This window comes from Kineococcus glutinatus (assembly GCF_039542765.1).
Taxonomy (GTDB): Bacteria; Actinomycetota; Actinomycetes; order Actinomycetales; family Kineococcaceae; genus Kineococcus_A; species Kineococcus_A glutinatus.
Window position 1 is genome coordinate 1 of sequence record NZ_BAABIL010000091.1, and the last position, 16,857, is coordinate 16,857.

Here is a 16,857-nt window from a genome sequence, read left to right on the forward strand (position 1 = left end):
CCTCGGGGGTGCGCCCGTCGACGTCGACGGCCACGGCGGCGAGCGCGTCGAAGACCCGCGCCCGCTCGGCGTGCAGCGCCGGCAGGTCCGGTCGCTGCAGCACCGGCCGCAGCGCGTCGCCCTGCAGCCGGTGCAGCGCCGCGGCCAGGGAGGTGCGCAGGTGCACGGGGGTGTGCGCGGCGAGGGCGGCGCGGGTGGCGGCGCGCCCGCAGGCCCCGCCGCCGAGGGCGACGACGGCCTCGGGCCCGGCGAGCACGTCGGCCACCGCCTGCTGCTCCAGGTCGCGGAAGGCCTCCTCCCCGTCGGTGGCGAACACCTCCCGGATGGCGCGGCCGGTGCGCTCCTCCACGACGTGGTCGGTGTCGGTGAAGGGCAGCGCCAGGTGCGCGGCGAGCAGCCGGCCCACGGTGGTCTTGCCGGCGCCCATGAACCCGACGAGCACGATCACGGGACACCGCCGGCGGGCCGCCAGCCCAGCGCGGGGCCGAGGCGGCCGGCGATGTCGGTCAGCAGCTGCACGTAGTCCTCGTGCTCGAAGCCGAACGGCAGGGCGAAGACCACCTCGCGCACCTCGCGGTAGCCGGCGTGGGCGTGCAGCTGCGCGGCGATCTCCTCCCCGGTGCCGAGCAGGTCGGGGGCGAACAGCATCCGCCCGGGCCCCTGCGGGCTGCGGGTGCGGGGGGTGCGGGCGGCGACGTAGGCGGCGTACCTGTCCCGCTGGGCGGGGGTGGCGCTGTCGGTGGGGATGACGACGAGGCCCTGGGAGGCGCGGGCCGCGGCCCCGGCGGGGTGCGCGGCCCGGAACGCCCGCAGGTGGGAGGCCTGGATCTCGGCGAAGTCCTCGGACCCCTCCGCGCGCACCACCGAGGAGGTGAGCAGGTTCAGGCCCTGCTGACCCGCCCACGCCGCCGAGCGCAGGCTCGCGCCGCCGTACCAGACCCGGGAGGCCAGGCCCGGTGAGTGCGGTTCCACCCGGTCGGAGAACACCTCGATGCCCTCGGTGCCGCGGAACGGGCTGGCCCGCTCACCGCGCAGCAGGCGCAGCAGGCGCAGCACCCGCTCGTAGCTGAAGTCCTCCGCGTCGGCGGTGTCCGGGTACAGCGCGGCCCGCACCCGCTCGAAGTGCATCGGGGGGCCGACGCTGACACCGGGGTGGAGCCGGCCGCCGGAGAGCACGTCGACGGTGGCCAGGTCCTCCGCCAGCCGCAGCGGGTTCTCCCAGCCCAGCGGGGTGACGGCGGTGCCGAGCCGGATGCGGCTGGTGCGCTGGGTGGCGGCGGCCAGCACCGCGACGGGCGAGGAGATGCCCGGCTGCAGGTGGCGGTGGCGCAGCCAGGCGCTGTCGAAGCCGAGGCGCTCGCCCAGCTCGATCACCGCCAGGGTGCTCTCGTGGCCGGGGCCGGGGTCGGCGGGGTCGAACGAGCCGATGGTCAAGAACCCCAGCTGCTCCAGCGGTTCACCCTCGTGCGGCACCCGGCACCCCTTCCCCTCGTCGGGGGGCATCATCGCGCACCACGCGCGAGGGCCCCGCCCGGGCAGGTGGTCCTGCCCGGGCGGGGCCCGGCGCGTGCTCGGCGGGGACCGCTCAGCGGCGCACCTCGGTGACCGTCCGGGTCGCGAACGCGTAGACCAGGGAGCGGCCCTGGAAGTCCTGCCGCACGACGTCCAGGACGGCCCCGCCCGCGGGTGCGGCGGAAGCCCCCGCGGCGGGGAACCCGGCGACCGCGGTCGCGGCGGCGGCGAGCGCGAGTCGTCGCGCGTGCCTGCCGGGGTTGCTCATCAGTGCTCCGGGGAGGTCGGTCCGCAGCGGCTCGCGGACCTGCCGCGGGCGGGGGTGGCCGCCGTCAGCTGACGGCGGCGTCGCCGAAGTAGACGTAGTCGTCGGTGGGCAGCACCGCGGTGCGCGCGGAGGACGTGGTGACGATCTTGAGGTTCTGCACGCCCGCGACGGACAGGTCGAACGCGGCGGACGATCCGGCCGCGATCCGGCGGGAGGCGATGAGCTTCTCGTCGGCGTACACGTCGACGGTGCTGGTCAGCGTCGGCGTGGTGCCGTCCGCCATGCCGGCGAGCATCGTGAACCGGGTGTACTCCCCGCCCAGCGCCCACGTGCGGTACTCGGAGTTGCGCGGGTCGGTGTCGAAGGCCGCCGACCGCGGGTAGAAGACGCCGTCGATGGTCGCGTGGTCGGACTCGTAGCGGGCGTTGCCCGCCGGCCAGCCGAGCTCGTCGAGGTACGTCTTGTCGCCGGCGCCGCAGGAGGTCCGCTTGGCGGCGTCCTCGGTGAGGACCGCGGGTCCGCCGACGGCCTGGATCCTGCCGATGGCGTACTCCTCGATCGCGAGGTTCACCGACTGCGGGACGCAGTCGCGCGGGAAGAGCAGCAGCGGGCTGCCCTCGCGGCCGGCCTTGGCGCCGACGGAGACGGCGTCGGCGAAACTGGTGCCCGACACGACGAGCGCCCGCGGCACCGTTGCCGCGTCGTAGAAGGCCCGCAGCACGGCCGTCGCCGTCTCGTAGCGGTCGCGACCGGCGACGCGGTCCACGGCGCCGGTGGTGAAGGAGGCGAGCTGCTCGGCGACGGCGGCCGGGACGGCGCCCTCGCTGCCCAGGACGGTGATCTTCGCGGGGTTCAGGCGGGTCAGCTCCGCGGCGGTCGCGGCGGGGACGCCGTTGCCGTCGACGAGCAGCAGCGGCACGCCGAGCTTGGCCGCGGCCGCCGAACCGGTGAGGGCGTCGGGGTAGTTCGTGCCGGTGGCGACGAGGACGTTCGCCACGCCGGTGGCGTAGCTGGCGGCGGACAGGTTCGCCGCCGTCTCGTACCGGTTGGCCCCGCCGATGCGGCTCAGCCGCGCGCGGGTGTTCTGCTGCAGCCAGGTCGTGACGTCGGCGCTGAGCGCTGACTCGCCGCCGACGACGACGACCTCCTGCGCGTACCCGATGCGCTCGCGGACCTCCTTGGTGAGCTGCCCGCGCGGGGACAGGTAGACGTTCGCCTGCTGGTGCCCGGCGACCGCGGCGGCCGTCAGCCCGTCGGGGAAGTCCTCACCCGTCACGACGTACGCGCGGGTCTTCTCCAGCGGGTTGTCCTCCATGAGCACGGCAGTCAGGTAGCGGTCGGCGCCGTAGGAGCGGTGTGCGCTCACGGGGGTCGCGCCCGCGGGGCCGGCGAGGGTCACGGCGGCCGTGGCGGCGAGCACCGCGGCGGCGCTCAGGCGCCGGCCGGTGCGGGCGGTGGGTCGGTGCATCGGGTCCTCCGTGGACGGCGCGAGCGGGAACGGCACGACGGGTGCCTCAGGTGTGGGGTGGTGGCGCGGCAGTCGTCAGTAGACGACGCCGGCGTCCTCGCCGGGGCCGAAGGCGCCGCTGTACGTGACGCCGCCGGCGGTGAAGGAGACCTCGGTCCGGGCCAGGCCGAGGTGGTCGGTGAAACCCTCGTAGGTCAGCGGGGTCCCGGGCACCTGCGCGCCCTCGGCGACCAGCACGTCCTCCTCGCGGTTCACCTGGATCCAGGCGCTGCCGTCGAGGCTGAGGCCGATGACGCGCACGATGCCGGTGGAGGTTCCCATCGCGGCGGCCGGGACCTCCGTGTTCGCCGGCACCAGCCAGCCCTGCGCGATGCCGTGGTCGGAGGTGATGAGCGCCGTGCCGTCGACGTCGCCCCGGAAGGTGATCGCGGCGGGGTAGAGCGTCGTGCCCGCCGCCACCCGCAGCTCGTAGTCGCCGTTGGGGGTGCCCTTGACGGAGAAGTTCGCCGCCGTGGCGTCCTCGGCGTCCGTGCCCAGGTAGGTGTAGTGCGCCTGTTCCCAGGACGGGGCGGTGGAGACCGACGGGGTCGGGACGACCGGGGGCGTCGTGGCCGTCGTGGTCACCGGCGCCGAGGTGGCCGTCGACGTGGGGGTCGAGGTGGCGGTGGACGTGGCCGTCGAGGCGCTGGTCGCGGAGCTGCTCGCCTCGGCGGCGGCCAGGCCGTCCGCGAGGCCGTCGAGGAACGCCTGCCACGCCTCCTCGTCGGAGGTGGTCGACGTGCTGGTGCTGCTGCTGGTGGCGGTCGAGGTCGCCGTGCCGGCGGCCGCCGTCGACGTCAGCGTCTGGGCGAAGATGTCGCGGCCGCCGGCGTCGAACACCACCACCCCGGCGCTCGGCGAACTCGTCGGCACGGTGCTGGGCGTGGTCCGGACACCGGCGGTGGCGGCGGCGGCCTCCCCGGCCGGGGCGGTGCTCAGCCACACGAAGCACAGCGCGCCACCGCCGAGGACCGCGATCGCCGCGGCGCCGCCGAGCAGGGAGCGCCGCACCCGCGGGTCGCGCGGGGTGGGCTCGGGCTCGGGCGAGGCCGTCGGCTCGGGCTCGGGCGTCGCGGCCCGGCCGAACGAGGGGAACTGCGGGGCCATCAGCTCACCGTCTCCGCATCCGTGGTGGTGCCCTCCGCGGTCGCGGTGGCCGTGGCGTCGTCCTGCGCGGTCCGCAGGACGAAGATCTTGCCCGTCAGGGTGGTGCTCACCGCGGCGGTGCTGCCGTCGGTGGCGGTGGCCTCGTCGGCGGACAGCGAGAGGTTCTCGATGAGGAAGAACCGGCGCACGTCGGCCTGCAGCGCCTTCACGAACAGCTCGGTCTCGGCGAAGGTGCCGGTGGTCGTGAGGGTCAGCGGGACGTCGTAGATGCTCGCGCCGCTGACGTCCGCCGGCGCGCCGGTGTACGCCTCGATCGCGCTCGGCGTGATGCCGGTCAGGGTCACACCGGTGTCCGAGGCGGTGGTCTCCAGCTGGCGCAGCAGCGCCGGCACGTCCGCCTCGGCGGGGAGGGTCTCGCGGATCGCGGCGAGCTCGGCGCGGCGCACGTCGAGGGTGGCGAACTGCGCCTTCAGCTCCGCCGTCCTGGACTCCAGCGCCGCGTTGCTGGCGGCGACCGCGGCGCGCTCGGTGGCGAGGTCGGCCGCCTCGGCGCGCTGCGGCGCGACGAGCAGCAGGTAGGTGGCGGCGAGGACCAGCACCGCGAGGACGCCGGTGCCGGCGATCCACGCCTGGTTGCGGGTGACGTTCATGCCGTCGGGGCTCCTGTCGTCTCGCCGCTCACTGCTGGGCCAGCAGGGCGTCGTCGGTCACGGTGGCGGCGACGGAGAACGCGATGGTCCCCGCCGACTCGTCGAGGGTGGAGGTGGCCAGCGTGGGGGCGGTGATGCCCTCGATCTCGGCGAGCGCCTCCAGCCAGGTCGCGAGGGTGTCCTGCGACGTGGTGGTGCCGTCCACGTTCAGGGTGCCGATGCCGCTCACCGCCAGCGGGCCGGAGGTCGCCGTCGTGGTGGTCGTCGTGGCCTCGGCCGCGGTGGCGTCCACCGTCGGCGGTGTCACCGCGAAGGCGACCGACTTCAGCGTGAGCTCCTCGGGGGCCTTGGTCGCCAGGGTGTCGAGGTAGCCGTACCAGGCGACGTCGTAGGCGGTGGCCGCCTCCTGCATGGCCTGCGCGGCGTCGATCTGCGCGAGCACCGTCGGCACGTCCGCGTACGGCTGCTGCTCGCGCTTCAGCACGAGCGTGCGCGACTGCTCGGCGTCGAGGGCCTCCTGCGCGTCGCTGACGTGCCCGACGCTCAGGGCGTACGCCCCGCCGGCCAGGCCGAGGACGCCGACCATCGAGGCCGCGAGGCCGGCCTGGAGCCGGCGGAACCGGCGGGCCTGCCCGATCTCCGGGGGCAGCAGGTCGACGCGGGCGGTGCCGGTGCGCGTCACGAGGGCGTCGAGGGTCTGGAAACTCATGCGATCACTCCGAGGGCGAGACCGACGGGCACCGCGGCCAGCGGCTGGATCTGCCGCAGCTGCTCCTCGTCGAGGCCGGTGCGGCCGATGTGCAGCGGGGAGACGGGGTCGCCGGCGACCACCTCGAGGCGGGTGACCTCCGCGAGGCGCTCGGCCATGCCGGCGACGACGGAGCCGCCGCCGGTCAGCACGATGCGCTCGACGGGGAAGGTCGGGTTGGCCGCCGCGTAGTAGGTGACGGAGCTGCGGATCTCGTCGACGAACGCCTCCGTCATGAGCTCCACCGCCGACCAGGCGCGCTCGACCTCGTCCGGGTCGACGCCCTCGAGGACCTGCCGCTTGAGGCCCTCGGCGTAGGAGGTGGGGACCCCGAGCCGCTCGGCGATCGCGTCGGTGACGTCCTGGCCGCCGGCGAGCAGGATGCGCACGAAGCGCGGGCTGCCGCCGGAGTGGATGACGAGGTTGCTGATGCGGGCGCCGACGTCGACGAGGGCCTCGGTGGCGACGTCGGCGTGCGGGCGGCCCACGGCGCGCAGCACCGCGAACGACGTGAGGTCCACCGACGCCACGCGCAGGCCGGCGGCCTCGACGGCCTTGACGTTCGACATCACCATGGCGCGGGACGCCGCCACGAGCATGCCGCGCAGCACGCGCGGGCCGCCGTCGTTCAGCTCCTCGGTGACGTGGAAGTCCAGGACGGAGTCGGCCACCGGCATGGGCAGGAAGTCCTGCACCTGCAGCGGCAGCGCCTCCTTGAACTCCGCGGCGGGCAGCCACGGCAGGTCCACCTGGCGGACGACGACGCGCTGGTTGGCGACACCGAGGGCGACGTGCTTGCCCTTGAAACCGCTGCCCTTCCAGAGGGTCTTCAGCGCGTCGACGACGGCGGGCTGGTCGACGACCTCGCCGTCGAGGACGGCGCCCTCGGGGAGGGCGATCTGGCCGAAGCGCTCGAGCGTGATGCCGTGCTTGCCGTACGACAGCTCGGCGGCGCGCACGCCCGACGTCCCGATGTCGAGGCCGATGGCGGTGCGTGCGGGCACGTCGCCTCCTTGTCGTGGTTCTCGTCCTGGTCAGCGATCCGGGCACCCGGCGGGTGCTCTCGTGAACGGATCGGGCGGCTGCCCGCGCCCCTTGAGGCGCAGCAGCCGCCCGCCGCCCGAAGTTGCTCCACCCGGGTGAGCCGGGGGTTCAGCTCGTGGGTGCCAGCCCCACGAGCGCGAGGTACCAGTCGCCGACGGGGGCGGCGACGAAGAGCGCCAGCAGGGCGCCGGCGAGCATGGAGGGCCCGAACGGGATGCGGGTGCGCCGGCCTGCGCGCCGGGCGACCAGCAGGCCCGCGCCGACGACGCCGCCGAGCAGGAACGCGGCGAACCCGCCCACGACGAGGGCGTCCCAGCCCCACCAGCCCAGGTAGAGGCCCAGGACCCCGGCGAGCTTGACGTCACCGCGGCCCATGCCACCGAAGAACCACAGCGGCGTGTAGAGCGCGACCAGTGCGGCGCAGCCGATCCCGGCGCGGACCGCGGCGTCCCACTCCCCCGTCGCCGCGCTCGCACCGGCCAGCAGCACGGCGGCGACGACGTAGGACGGTTTGACGATCGCGTCGGGCAGCCGCTGCACGTCGAGGTCGATGAGGGCGAGGGCCACCGCGATCGCGGCCAGGTAGAGGTAGGCGGGCAGTTCCCACGACGGCCCCACCAGCCAGCTGACGGCGCCGAAGAGCAGCCCCGTGCCCAGCTCCACCAGCGGGTAGCGCACGCTGATCGGTGCGGCGCAGTCGCGGCAGCGCCCGCGCAGCAGCAGCCAGGACAGCACGGGCACGTTGTCGCGGCGGCGCACCGCGTGCCCGCACCCGGGGCAGCGGCTGGCCGGGGTGACGACCGACTCCCCTCGCGGCACCCGGTGCACGACCACGTTGAGGAAGGAACCGATGAGCAGCCCGAGCACCGCGGCGATCGCGACCAGCGCGCCGCCCGCGTCAGCCGGCGCCATACGTGGTCTCGCGCGTGTCGGTGATGGTCGACTCCTGCACGGCCGGCGGCGCGTTCCACTTCTGCTCCGTGCCACCGGTGCAGGCGGCCGCGATGATCGTGGACCACTGCGCCGTGCCGGACGGCTGGGCCTTGGGCCCGATCGACAGGCACCGCCCGTAGTGGTCCTTGAACGTGTAGCTGGCGGCGTAGTCACCGTCGACCGTGTACGTGCGGTAGAACTTCTGCCGGTCGTCCGTGGCCGAGCAGCTGCTGGTGAACGTCACGTAACCGTTGGTGGTCGTGGAGGTGGGCGCGCGCAGGCAGTACTTCGTGGAGTTGTTGACCTTCACGGAGATCTGCTGGGCCGCGGTGGTCGGCTGGCTGGCGGTGGCCTCGGTGTAGTACCACTTGTGGTTCCAGTTGAGCTTGGTGCCGCCGCTGGGGTCCTGCTTGCAGGGGTAGACGATCATGTAGGCGAAGCTGATCGACCCGTTGGTCACGTCCATGCAGCGGCCGAACTCGAGGTAGTTGACGATCTGGTTCGTGTCGTAGGACGCCGCTCCGGCACCCACCTTCGGCTCGGGGCTGAACGAACCGTACTCGGTGTTCGAGGTGCAGCTCCCCGCGCGCAGCTTCGAGCCCTCCATCGCGCTGACGGTGGTCGTGGCCGCCGCCAGGCAGTAGTTGCCGTAGTTCGAGCTGTTCGCGGTGCCGTTGTCGGAGTACACCTGGTCGCGGAAGCGGGCTCCGCCCTCGTAGCTCCACTGCTGCTTGTAGTCGGTGGCGACGCAGGTCTGCAGCGTGGCGTCACCGCTGCTGGTGTTGGGCGCGGAGATGCACAGCGGCGTACCGGCAGTGATGGTGCTGGCCAGCTTCATGGCGTAGTCGGTGTCGTACAGCCAGGTCATCAGCGGGTCGCCGGCGGTGCAGTTCGCCGCTGCCGTGTACGTGATGGTGCTGCCGACGGTGGCGGAGGTCGCCTTGAGGCAGTACAGCTCGTTCACCGAGTACATCCGCCCGCCCGGGACGTTGGTGTTCGTCAGCTTGAAGGCGTAGAGGACCTGCACGGAGCGGTCCCCGCTGGTGGTCGCCCGGCCCGGCACCGCGGCGCCGAGGCCCTTGGCCTTGATGAGGGCGTAGGAGGGGACCACCGCGGTTCCCGACCCGGGGGTGCAGCTGATCAGCCGCCCCGCGCGCTGGGCGGCCGTGAGGTCGGTCGGGTCGGTGTCGTAGTACTCCACGGCCACCGAGTAGGACGTGGCGGACGTGCTACCCGCGGAGCTGTCGCCGACGGTGCCGGTCAGCTGGCAGGGCAGCTTGGCGGGGTCGCCGAAGATGCGGCCCGCGACGTTGGCGCTGGCCTGCGCGGTGCGGATCTCCGAGAGCGCGGCGTCGACGCCGGCCTGGGCCGCGGCGATGGTCCGGGTCGTCTTCTGCTGGAGCTGGGTGGGCGCCACCTGGGCGATGACGAGCGCCAGCAGCAGCAGGCTCAGTGCCGCGGCGATCAGCGTGGTCAGCACGACGAGCAGCAGGGCGACGCCCTCATCCTCGCGGCCCCTGGCGCGGCACCGGTCCCCCAGCGCGCGTGCGAGTCGTACCCTCACGTTCCTCAACTCCTCGTCGTGCCGGGCGTGCACACCGGGCTGTCGCTGACGCCCGGGACGTTGACGTCCTTGTTGCCGGGGGCGTCGATGCTCGAGTTGCTCGCGACGAACGTCGTCGTCATCTGCTCCGAACCACCGCCCCGGGCGCCGGCGATCGCGACCGCGAGCCGCTGCTTGGTGTACGACACGTCGCCGGACGTGCCGGTGCTCACGGCCTTCAGCATGGTGAAGGGCGATTCGGTGAGGTCGGTGCGCAGCCCGGCGGCCACCGGCGTCCACGTCGTCCCGGCGGTGGCCGTCGCGGTCCACGTCCGGTAGGACAGGGTCCCGGCGGACACCGCGTACCGCCACTGGTAGCACTGCGCGGGGTTCCCGCCGCCCGAGGGGGTGCGGAACTCGACGTAGTAGCTGCCGTTGACGAGGCCGGCGTGGTTGACCCCCTCGGCGTAGCGCACCTGGCGGTCCATCGTGGTGAACGTCTTGCGCAGCGCGTCGGACGTGGTGGCGACCGCCTGGGAGCGGTTGACGTCGCGGTACATCACGAGGACACCGCTCATGAAGATGCCCAGCACCAGGGTGAAGATGCCCATGGCCACGAGCAGCTCGACGAGGCTGAAGCCACCGTCGGTCCGGTCGGGTCGGGTGCTCGTCCGTCGCATCGTCAGCTCACCGTCACCGTGATCGTCGTGGCGTCCGACACGAGCGCGCTCGTCGAACTGGTCGCGCCCTTCAGCTGGTAGCTGAAGACACAGGTCCCGGTGCTGGCGGGAGTGCGGAAGCTCACCTTGCCGCTGCTGTCGCTGCTGATGTTCGTGCACGACCCCGAGGTGAGGGCGACGCTGCCGCTGAGCGCGACGGCGCTGCCGAAGGCGTTCGGCTTGTCGTTGGTCCCGAAGTTCACCGTGGTGGTGGAGTTGCGGCCCACCGTGAAGGTGTCCGCCACCGCGAGCGGGATCACGCGGATCGTCAGGGTCGCCTCCTCGGACGCCTGCCCGCTGGCGTTGAGGATGTAGTAGGTGAGGGTGTGGGTGCCCAGGGCGCCCGCCTGCGGCGCGTAGGTCAGGGTCGACCCCTTGAACCTGCTGGTCGCGTTGTACGCGCTGCCGTCGACGAACAGCTGTCCCTGCGTGACGCTGCTGGAGGTGATGACGAAGGAGCTGTCGGCGTCGACGTTGCCCGCCAGGGACAGCACCTGGAGGTCCACCGGCGTGGTCGTGGTGCCGGTCTGCGCGTCGACGTCGCGCGGGGTCGTGTTGGCGATCGGTGCCGCCGCGACGTTCCACGTGGCGTCGCCGTTGGCGTCGATGAGCGTGCTGGCGCGGTAGACGCAGGCGCCGGCGCTGCAGCCGCTGACCTGCCCGGAGGCGTTCCACGTCACCTCGGCGACGACGCGGTACACCTTCACGTACCCCGTGGGGGTCGTGGTGGCGCTGGAGCCGGACGGCTTCGTGCATGCGGACGTGGTGCCGGTGGTCGTACCGGCGGCGCGCTGCCGGTAGCAGACACCGATGAGCGTGGACACGGAGTAGGGCTGCCCCGAGACGGTCGGCGTCGCGGTGATCGGCACGCTCTGGACGGTGGCGGTGGGCGAGCTGCCGTCGTCCGCCGGCCAGGTGAGGGCGAGGTCGGGGGCGGTGGAGGCCGCCCACTGGGCGCTCACGGCCGCCGTGGAGCGGCCCTCGACCAGGTCGGCGGGGGCGACCGAGCGGGCCAGGTCGAGGGCGCTGTTCGCGACGGCGACGGCCGCCTGCTTGCGCTGCAGCGCGCTGGTCGAGCTGGTGGCCCGGATGAAGAACGTGAGGGTGGCGGTGGCGACGACCCCGAGGAGGGCGAGGGCGACGATGACCTCGACCAGCGTGAAGCCGTCGTCGTGCCGCGGGGTCCACCAGCGGTTGCGCACAGTCCCTCCTCCGTCCTCGCGCTGCTGCGGAGCAGTGCGCTTCCTGGCAGTGTCGGCATCCGCCGCCCGCCGCTTGAGCCCTTCACCCGATCGCCGGGCACGCGAACGGCCCGCGTGCACGAGGCATGCGGGCCGTCCGTCAGCTGCCGGTCAGGATCACGGGCAGGGGGTGGTGGTGAAGCCGCGGTCGAGGCTGTTGTAGTAGTACGCGTTGCCGGACGTGCTCTTCGAGCCCTTGGTGTTGTAGCCGGTGATGCAGAAGCCGGTCGCCGTGCCCGTGGTGATGGCCGTGCCGGCGGCGGAGAGCAGCTTGACCGAGACGTTGACGCCGTCGCTCAGCTTGACCTCGTTGCCGGTCGCGGCGGCACCGCCGGCGACAGCGGCGGTGCCGACCCGGACGGTGCCGGACCCGTTGGCGACCGCGACGTAGTTCTGCGCGTCGGTGAAGTACGCCTCCTCCTCGTTGGCCACGGTCCGCATGTCGGACTTCGTGGCCGTGTCAGCGGCCTTCTGGCGCTGGTTGAGGAAGACCGGGATGGCGATCGCGGCCAGGATGCCGATGATGATCATGACGACGAGGAGTTCGATCAGGGTGAAGCCCTGGTCCTTGTCCTCCATCGACTTGCGGATGCGAGCGAGCATTCGACGCTCCCCTTCGTGTGTCAGTCGGAGCCGCTCGCTGTTCGCGCACCAGGTCGGTGTGCGGCTCGTGTACCGAGTACTTCGGCCCCGTCCGCGCGGGACTTGAGGAACTTCAGCGCCCGCGGGCACCGGTTCGCCCGAACGGCGCAACGCAGCGCGGCCGGCCCGGGAACCCCGGACCGGCCGCGCCGCGTGGCCGCTCACGGCGGCCGCATCACTGGATGAGCTCGAACACCCCGAAGATCGGCATGTACATCGCCACGACCATCGCGCCGATGATCCCGCCCAGGAAGGCGATCATGAGCGGCTCGATGAGGCTGGTGAGGGCCTCCGTCGTCGCCTCGACCTCCTGGTCGTAGAAGTCGGAGATCTTGTGCAGCATGCTGTCCAGCGCGCCGGTGTCCTCGCCGACCGCCATCATCTGCACCACCATCGGCGGGAAGATCGCGTGCTCGGTCAGGGGGCCGGCCAGCGAGTTGCCCGAGCGGACGCTCTCCATCACCGCGAGCGAGGCGCGCTCGACCACGACGTTGCCGCTGGCGTTGCCGACGATCTCCAGGCTCTGCAGGATCGGCACCCCCGAGCGCAGCATCGTGCCCAGGTTGCGGGTGAACCGGCTCAGCGCGATCTTCTGCCCGAGCAGCCCGAAGATCGGCACCTTGAGCTTGAGCGGGTCCACGAACTCGCGGACCTTGCGGCGGTGCTTGACCTTGCCCCACACGATCGGCAGCACGACCGCGGCGGCCACCAGGAACGGCGCGCCCGTCTTCAGCAGCCCCGACAGCGCCACCAGGATCTGGGTGGGCAGCGGCAGCGTCCCGCCCATGCTGGCGAACATGCCCGCGAAGATCGGCACGATGAACAGCAGCATCGCCACCACGGCGAGGATCGCGATGACGAACACCACGACCGGGTAGGTCATCGCGGCCCTGACCTTGGCCTTCAGCTTGACCTCGGCCTCGAAGTTGTCCGCGATCTGCACCAGCACCTGGTCGAGGAAGCCGCCGACCTCACCGGCCCGCACCATGTTCACCATCAGCGGCGGGAAGATCGTGTGGTGCTTGCCCAGGGCGGTGGACAGCGACGTTCCCGTCTCCACGTCCGCCCGGATCTCCGATAGCGTCGCGGCGAGCTTCTTGCTCTCGGTCTGCTCCGCGAGGATCGCCAGCGCCTTGAGCAGCGTCAGGCCCGAGGACACCATCGTCGCGAACTGCCGCGACATCAGGGCCAGGTCCTTCAGCTTCACCCGGCCGCCACCGGGCAGGCTGATCTCCATCTGCAGGCCCTTGCCGGCCTTGGACTCCGCGACGGTGATCGGGACGAACCCCTGCCCGCGCAGGCGCTGGATCGCGGACGCCTGGTCACCGGCCTCCAGGGCGCCCTTGACGAGCTTGCCCGCCCGGTCGCGGACGGTGTACTCGAACGTCGTGGCCCCGGAGGAGGCGGCCGGCTTCGTGGCTGTGGCCATCAGGTGTCAGTCCTCACATGCGGCCGGCGAGCCGGCGGAACTCGTCGGCGGCGTGGCACTTCTCCAGGCCCGCCTCGAACGTGATCTGGCGGGTCCGCACCAGCTCGGCCAGGTGCTGGTCGAGGGTGTGCATGCCGTGCTGCGCACCGGCCTGCATCGCCGAGCCGATCTGGTGGGTCTTGCCCTCCCGGATGAGGTTGCGGATCGCCGGGGTCGCGACCATCACCTCGGTGGCCACCGCGCGGCCGCGGCCGTCGGCGCGCTTGACGAGCGTCTGGCAGACGACGCCCTGGATCGCGCTGGCCAGCTGCACGCGGATCTGCTGCTGCTGCTCCGGGGGGAACACGTCGATGATGCGGTCGATCGTCTGCGCGGCGTCCTGGGTGTGCAGGGTGCCGAACACCAGGTGACCGGTCTCGGCGGCCGTCAGCGCCACGGAGATCGTCTCCAGGTCGCGCATCTCACCGACGAGGATGATGTCCGGGTCCTGCCGCAGCACGTGCTTGAGGGCGTTGGCGAAGGACTTGGTGTCCTCCCCCACCTCGCGCTGGTTGACCACGCAGTTCTTGTGCCGGTGGAGGAACTCGATGGGGTCCTCGACGGTCATGATGTGGTCGCGGCGCGTCCGGTTGGCCATGTCGACGATCGCGGCCAGCGTCGTCGACTTGCCCGAGCCCGTGGGGCCCGTGACGAGGACGAAACCGCGCTGCAGACCGGCGAAGGTTCCCACGACCGGCGGGACGCCCAGCTCCTCCAGCGGCTTGATCTCGAAGGGGATGCGCCGGAACGCCGCCCCCATGGCCTCGCGCTGGCGGTACACGTTGACGCGGAAGCGGGACTTGCTCGCCAGGGCGTAGGCGAAGTCCAGCTCCAGGTGCTCCTCGAAGTGCTCGCGCTGCTTCTTGGTGAGCATCGCGTAGATCACCTTCTGCAGCAGCGGCGCGCTGAGCGTGGAGAAGCCCTCCAGGGGGTGCAGCTCACCGGAGATGCGGATCATCGGGGGGGCGCCGGCCGTCAGGTGCAGGTCGGAGGCGCCCGCCTCCAGCGCGGCGTCGAGGACGTCGTTGACCCGCAGCTCCGGCTCGGCGGGCTCGGCCGGCTCGGCGGGTTCGGCCGGTGCGGGGGCCAGCGGGGCGGCGACGTCCAGCGGGGAGGGCGCCAGCGCGGGGGACGCCACGTGGGGATACGACGGCGCGGCCACCGGCACCGGGGCCAGCGCGGGCGCGACCGCAGCGGCGGCGACCTGGACCGGCGCGGCAGCGGCGGGCGCGGCAGCGGCGGGCGTAGGAGCGGCACGGCCGACGTTGGCCAGCATGGCGGAGACGTCGCGGGAGCGCTGCGCGGGCAGCGCGTCGGCGTCGTCGTCCTGCCGCGGGCGCAGGTTCATCGGGACGTACGGCTTCACTGCAGGCCGACCAGCCGATCGCGGTGTCGCGTCGTCCATCTCGCTCCCCCCAGGCAGGGCACCGCCACTCGGCGCCACCGGAAGGGCATCGGCCGCCGCGGCCCCCACCTTGAGCGGTCGGGTGGCGGCGATCCGGGACGGAGCCCGCAGGCCGGGGTGTCAGCCGGCGCGCACGGCGAGCTCCGTGCTGCCCGCCGCGCGCATCACCGCCACCGGGGGCTCCAGCCCCGTCATCAGCCGCACCTGGGCCACCGCCTGGTGCAGCAGCATCTCGAAGCCCCCCACGACCGGCCCACCCCACGCCGATGCCAGCGGCGTCGGCCACGGTGCGTACACCACGTCGACGAGCAGGGGCCAGCGCACCGGCGCCGGCCCCGGGAGCAGCCGCTCCACCAGGTCGGCCGAACCCTGCGCCGGCACCGTGGAGATGACGACGTCGGCGGCCGTCGCCACCGGCAGGTCCTCCCAGCCGCGCACCCGCACCCGCCCGCCGAGGCGCTCGGCGACCACCTGCAGCTCCGCCGCGCGCCGCTCGCTGCGCACCAGCACCACCGGCTCGGCGCAGCCCAGCCGCAGCAGCGCCACCAGCGCCGAGCGCGCCGTCGCCCCGCCGCCGAGCACCACCCCGCGCAGCTCCCCCGCCGCCGGTCCCGCGCCGGGCCCGCGACCGAGCGCCGCGCCGACCGTGACGACCAGGCCCTCCACGTCCGTGTTGTCCGCCAGCAGCCGCACCCCGCCGTCGGTGCGCGGCCGCACCAGGACCGTGTTCACCGAGCCGACCGCCCGGGCGAACTCGCTCACCTCGTCCACGAGCGGGACGATCGCCTCCTTCAGCGGCATCGTCAGCGACAAGCCCGCCCACGAGGCGTCCAGCTGCGCCACCACGGCCGGCAGACCCGCCTCGTCGACCTCGATGAGCTCGTACGCCCAGTCGTCCAGGCCGAGGGCCGCGTACGCCGCCGAGTGCAGCGCCGGGGACAGCGAGTGGCGGATCGGCCGGCCGCACACCGCCGCCCTCACCGCGCCCCCGCCGTCCCGACCGCCCGGGGCGCCACGGCGCCGGCGCAGCGCGCACCGGTCACTGCGGGTTCGCCCGCAGCCAGGCGCGGAACAGCTCGACGTTGGCGTCGTGCTCCGCCTTCGTCTCCGCGAAGCGCGTCTCCCCCGTGCCGAGGTCCACCGTGACGAAGAACCGCCACGGACCCGGCTCGGGGTCCAGCGCGGCCCGCAGCGCCGCCTCCCCCGGGTTGCTGATCGGCCCGGCGGGCAGCCCCGGGTAGCGGTAGGTGTTGTACGGGGAATCCGTCGCGCGCTGCTCGGCGGTGGTGGTGACGGTCTCGGTGCCCGTGGCGTAGCTGACGGTGGAGTCCAGCTGCAGCGGCATGCCGTCCTGGAGGCGGTTGGCCAGCACCTGCGCCACGCGGGCCATGTCCTCCGGGGTGCGGGCCTCCTTCTGCGCCAGGCTCGCCACCACCACGACGTCGTGGCGGCGCTCCTCGGGCACCTGCAGCTGGTCCAGCGCCGTCACCGCCCGCTGCACCATCTGCCGCAGCACCTCCGGCGCGGTGGCGTCGGGCGCGACGTCGTAGGTCGCGGGGAACAGGTACCCCTCGACGTTGCCCTCCGCGGACGCCGGCAGCCCCAGGGCCGCCACGTCCCGCGCCGCGGCGTCGAGCTGGTCGCGCGGGATGGTCGTCTGCGCCGCGACGAGGTCCAGCACCTGCACGGCCCGCAGCCCCTCGGGCACCACCAGGCGGGTGACCTGCCGGGCGGCCGGGTCCAGCAGCAGCGCCACCGCCGACGCGGCCGACATCTGCTTGCGCAGGCGGTACGTGCCCGGCTGGATCGCGGCCGTGCGGGTGTCCTCCGCGGCCGCGCGCACGTACGCGTCGTCGGTCTTGACGACGTCCGCCTCCTCCAGCGTGCGCCCGATGGCGCGGCCGGTGTCGCCCTCCGCGACCCGCACGTCCACCGTGCCGGTGCCGGAACCCTCGTAGTCGTCGCTGGCGGTCAGCCGCGCGACCTCCGGCCCCAGGGTGCCCCACGCGGCCCACGCGCCGAGCACGAGGACGACGACGGCGGCCAGCAGGGCCGCGGCGGCGCGGTGGC

At 73.4% G+C, this 16,857-nt stretch carries 17 protein-coding genes; all 17 read right to left on the reverse strand.

Features of this window, described 5'->3' with window-relative positions:
- Nucleotides 1-448, reverse strand: a 448-nt coding sequence (locus ABEB16_RS04180; protein WP_345711010.1) for a shikimate kinase, incomplete at its 3' end; no start/stop codon positions are given.
- The gene (locus tag ABEB16_RS04185) at nucleotides 445-1,473 is read right to left on the reverse strand and encodes an LLM class flavin-dependent oxidoreductase (RefSeq protein ID WP_345711011.1); all 1,029 of its coding nucleotides are present in this window, start codon (nucleotides 1,471-1,473) and stop codon (nucleotides 445-447) included. The genes ABEB16_RS04180 and ABEB16_RS04185, both read right to left, overlap by 4 nt.
- A 112-nt stretch (nucleotides 1,474-1,585) precedes the next feature.
- Nucleotides 1,586-1,780 carry a hypothetical protein gene (locus tag ABEB16_RS04190; RefSeq protein ID WP_345711012.1) on the reverse strand — a complete coding sequence of 65 codons (195 nt, stop codon included), beginning with the start codon at nucleotides 1,778-1,780 and terminating at the stop codon, nucleotides 1,586-1,588.
- A 64-nt stretch (nucleotides 1,781-1,844) separates the two neighbouring features.
- Nucleotides 1,845-3,248: a cell wall-binding repeat-containing protein gene (locus ABEB16_RS04195; protein WP_345711013.1), complete on the reverse strand. Its 1,404-nt coding sequence runs from the start codon at nucleotides 3,246-3,248 to the stop codon at nucleotides 1,845-1,847.
- A 75-nt stretch (nucleotides 3,249-3,323) separates the two neighbouring features.
- Complete coding sequence (locus ABEB16_RS04200) at nucleotides 3,324-4,394, reverse strand: hypothetical protein (RefSeq protein WP_345711014.1); 1,071 nt, start codon at nucleotides 4,392-4,394, stop codon at nucleotides 3,324-3,326.
- Nucleotides 4,394-5,044, reverse strand: coding sequence for a type 4a pilus biogenesis protein PilO (gene pilO, locus ABEB16_RS04205; RefSeq protein WP_345711015.1), 651 nt, complete (start codon nucleotides 5,042-5,044; stop codon nucleotides 4,394-4,396). The genes ABEB16_RS04200 and pilO overlap by 1 nt, the downstream gene beginning before the upstream one ends.
- A gap of 28 nt (nucleotides 5,045-5,072) precedes the next feature.
- A complete protein-coding gene (locus tag ABEB16_RS04210) occupies nucleotides 5,073-5,753 on the reverse strand; it encodes a hypothetical protein (protein WP_345711016.1) in 681 nt (226 codons plus the stop codon).
- Nucleotides 5,750-6,796: a type IV pilus assembly protein PilM gene (pilM, locus tag ABEB16_RS04215; protein WP_345711017.1), complete on the reverse strand. Its 1,047-nt coding sequence runs from the start codon at nucleotides 6,794-6,796 to the stop codon at nucleotides 5,750-5,752. Before pilM ends, ABEB16_RS04210 begins: the two co-directional genes overlap by 4 nt.
- A 148-nt stretch (nucleotides 6,797-6,944) precedes the next feature.
- Nucleotides 6,945-7,748 (reverse strand): prepilin peptidase, encoded by an 804-nt coding sequence (locus tag ABEB16_RS04220; RefSeq protein ID WP_345711018.1) that lies wholly within the window; start codon nucleotides 7,746-7,748, stop codon nucleotides 6,945-6,947.
- Nucleotides 7,735-9,333: a hypothetical protein gene (locus tag ABEB16_RS04225; protein WP_345711019.1), complete on the reverse strand. Its 1,599-nt coding sequence runs from the start codon at nucleotides 9,331-9,333 to the stop codon at nucleotides 7,735-7,737. Before ABEB16_RS04225 ends, ABEB16_RS04220 begins: the two co-directional genes overlap by 14 nt.
- Nucleotides 9,334-9,338: 5 nt before the next feature.
- Entirely contained in the window at nucleotides 9,339-9,992 is a 654-nt protein-coding gene (locus tag ABEB16_RS04230; protein WP_345711020.1) for a PulJ/GspJ family protein, read from the reverse strand.
- A 2-nt stretch (nucleotides 9,993-9,994) separates the two neighbouring features.
- A complete protein-coding gene (locus tag ABEB16_RS04235; protein ID WP_345711021.1) occupies nucleotides 9,995-11,233 on the reverse strand; it encodes a prepilin-type N-terminal cleavage/methylation domain-containing protein in 1,239 nt (412 codons plus the stop codon).
- Between the two features lie 156 nt (nucleotides 11,234-11,389).
- Complete coding sequence (locus ABEB16_RS04240) at nucleotides 11,390-11,875, reverse strand: type II secretion system protein (RefSeq protein ID WP_345711022.1); 486 nt, start codon at nucleotides 11,873-11,875, stop codon at nucleotides 11,390-11,392.
- 214 nt (nucleotides 11,876-12,089) lie between these two features.
- Nucleotides 12,090-13,343: a type II secretion system F family protein gene (locus ABEB16_RS04245; protein ID WP_345711023.1), complete on the reverse strand. Its 1,254-nt coding sequence runs from the start codon at nucleotides 13,341-13,343 to the stop codon at nucleotides 12,090-12,092.
- Between the two features lie 13 nt (nucleotides 13,344-13,356).
- The gene (locus ABEB16_RS04250) at nucleotides 13,357-14,748 is read right to left on the reverse strand and encodes a type IV pilus twitching motility protein PilT (RefSeq protein WP_425560104.1); all 1,392 of its coding nucleotides are present in this window, start codon (nucleotides 14,746-14,748) and stop codon (nucleotides 13,357-13,359) included.
- A 159-nt stretch (nucleotides 14,749-14,907) separates the two neighbouring features.
- Nucleotides 14,908-15,768, reverse strand: coding sequence for a shikimate dehydrogenase (locus ABEB16_RS04255; RefSeq protein WP_345711024.1), 861 nt, complete (start codon nucleotides 15,766-15,768; stop codon nucleotides 14,908-14,910).
- A gap of 58 nt (nucleotides 15,769-15,826) precedes the next feature.
- The coding region (gene mltG, locus ABEB16_RS04260; RefSeq protein WP_345711025.1) for an endolytic transglycosylase MltG at nucleotides 15,827-16,857 on the reverse strand (1,031 nt) is incomplete at its 5' end.

Bases quoted from the DNA above. Each gene is read 5' to 3' on its own strand.
- ABEB16_RS04190 (WP_345711012.1), bottom strand. From the start codon at position 1,780: ATGAGCAACCCCGGCAGGCACGCGCGACGACTCGCGCTCGCCGCCGCC.
- ABEB16_RS04195 (WP_345711013.1), bottom strand. From the start codon at position 3,248: ATGCACCGACCCACCGCCCGCACCGGCCGGCGCCTGAGCGCCGCCGCG.
- ABEB16_RS04200 (WP_345711014.1), bottom strand. From the start codon at position 4,394: ATGGCCCCGCAGTTCCCCTCGTTCGGCCGGGCCGCGACGCCCGAGCCC.
- pilO (WP_345711015.1), bottom strand. From the start codon at position 5,044: ATGAACGTCACCCGCAACCAGGCGTGGATCGCCGGCACCGGCGTCCTC.
- ABEB16_RS04210 (WP_345711016.1), bottom strand. From the start codon at position 5,753: ATGAGTTTCCAGACCCTCGACGCCCTCGTGACGCGCACCGGCACCGCC.
- ABEB16_RS04220 (WP_345711018.1), bottom strand. From the start codon at position 7,748: ATGGCGCCGGCTGACGCGGGCGGCGCGCTGGTCGCGATCGCCGCGGTG.
- ABEB16_RS04230 (WP_345711020.1), bottom strand. From the start codon at position 9,992: ATGCGACGGACGAGCACCCGACCCGACCGGACCGACGGTGGCTTCAGC.
- ABEB16_RS04240 (WP_345711022.1), bottom strand. From the start codon at position 11,875: ATGCTCGCTCGCATCCGCAAGTCGATGGAGGACAAGGACCAGGGCTTC.
- ABEB16_RS04245 (WP_345711023.1), bottom strand. From the start codon at position 13,343: ATGGCCACAGCCACGAAGCCGGCCGCCTCCTCCGGGGCCACGACGTTC.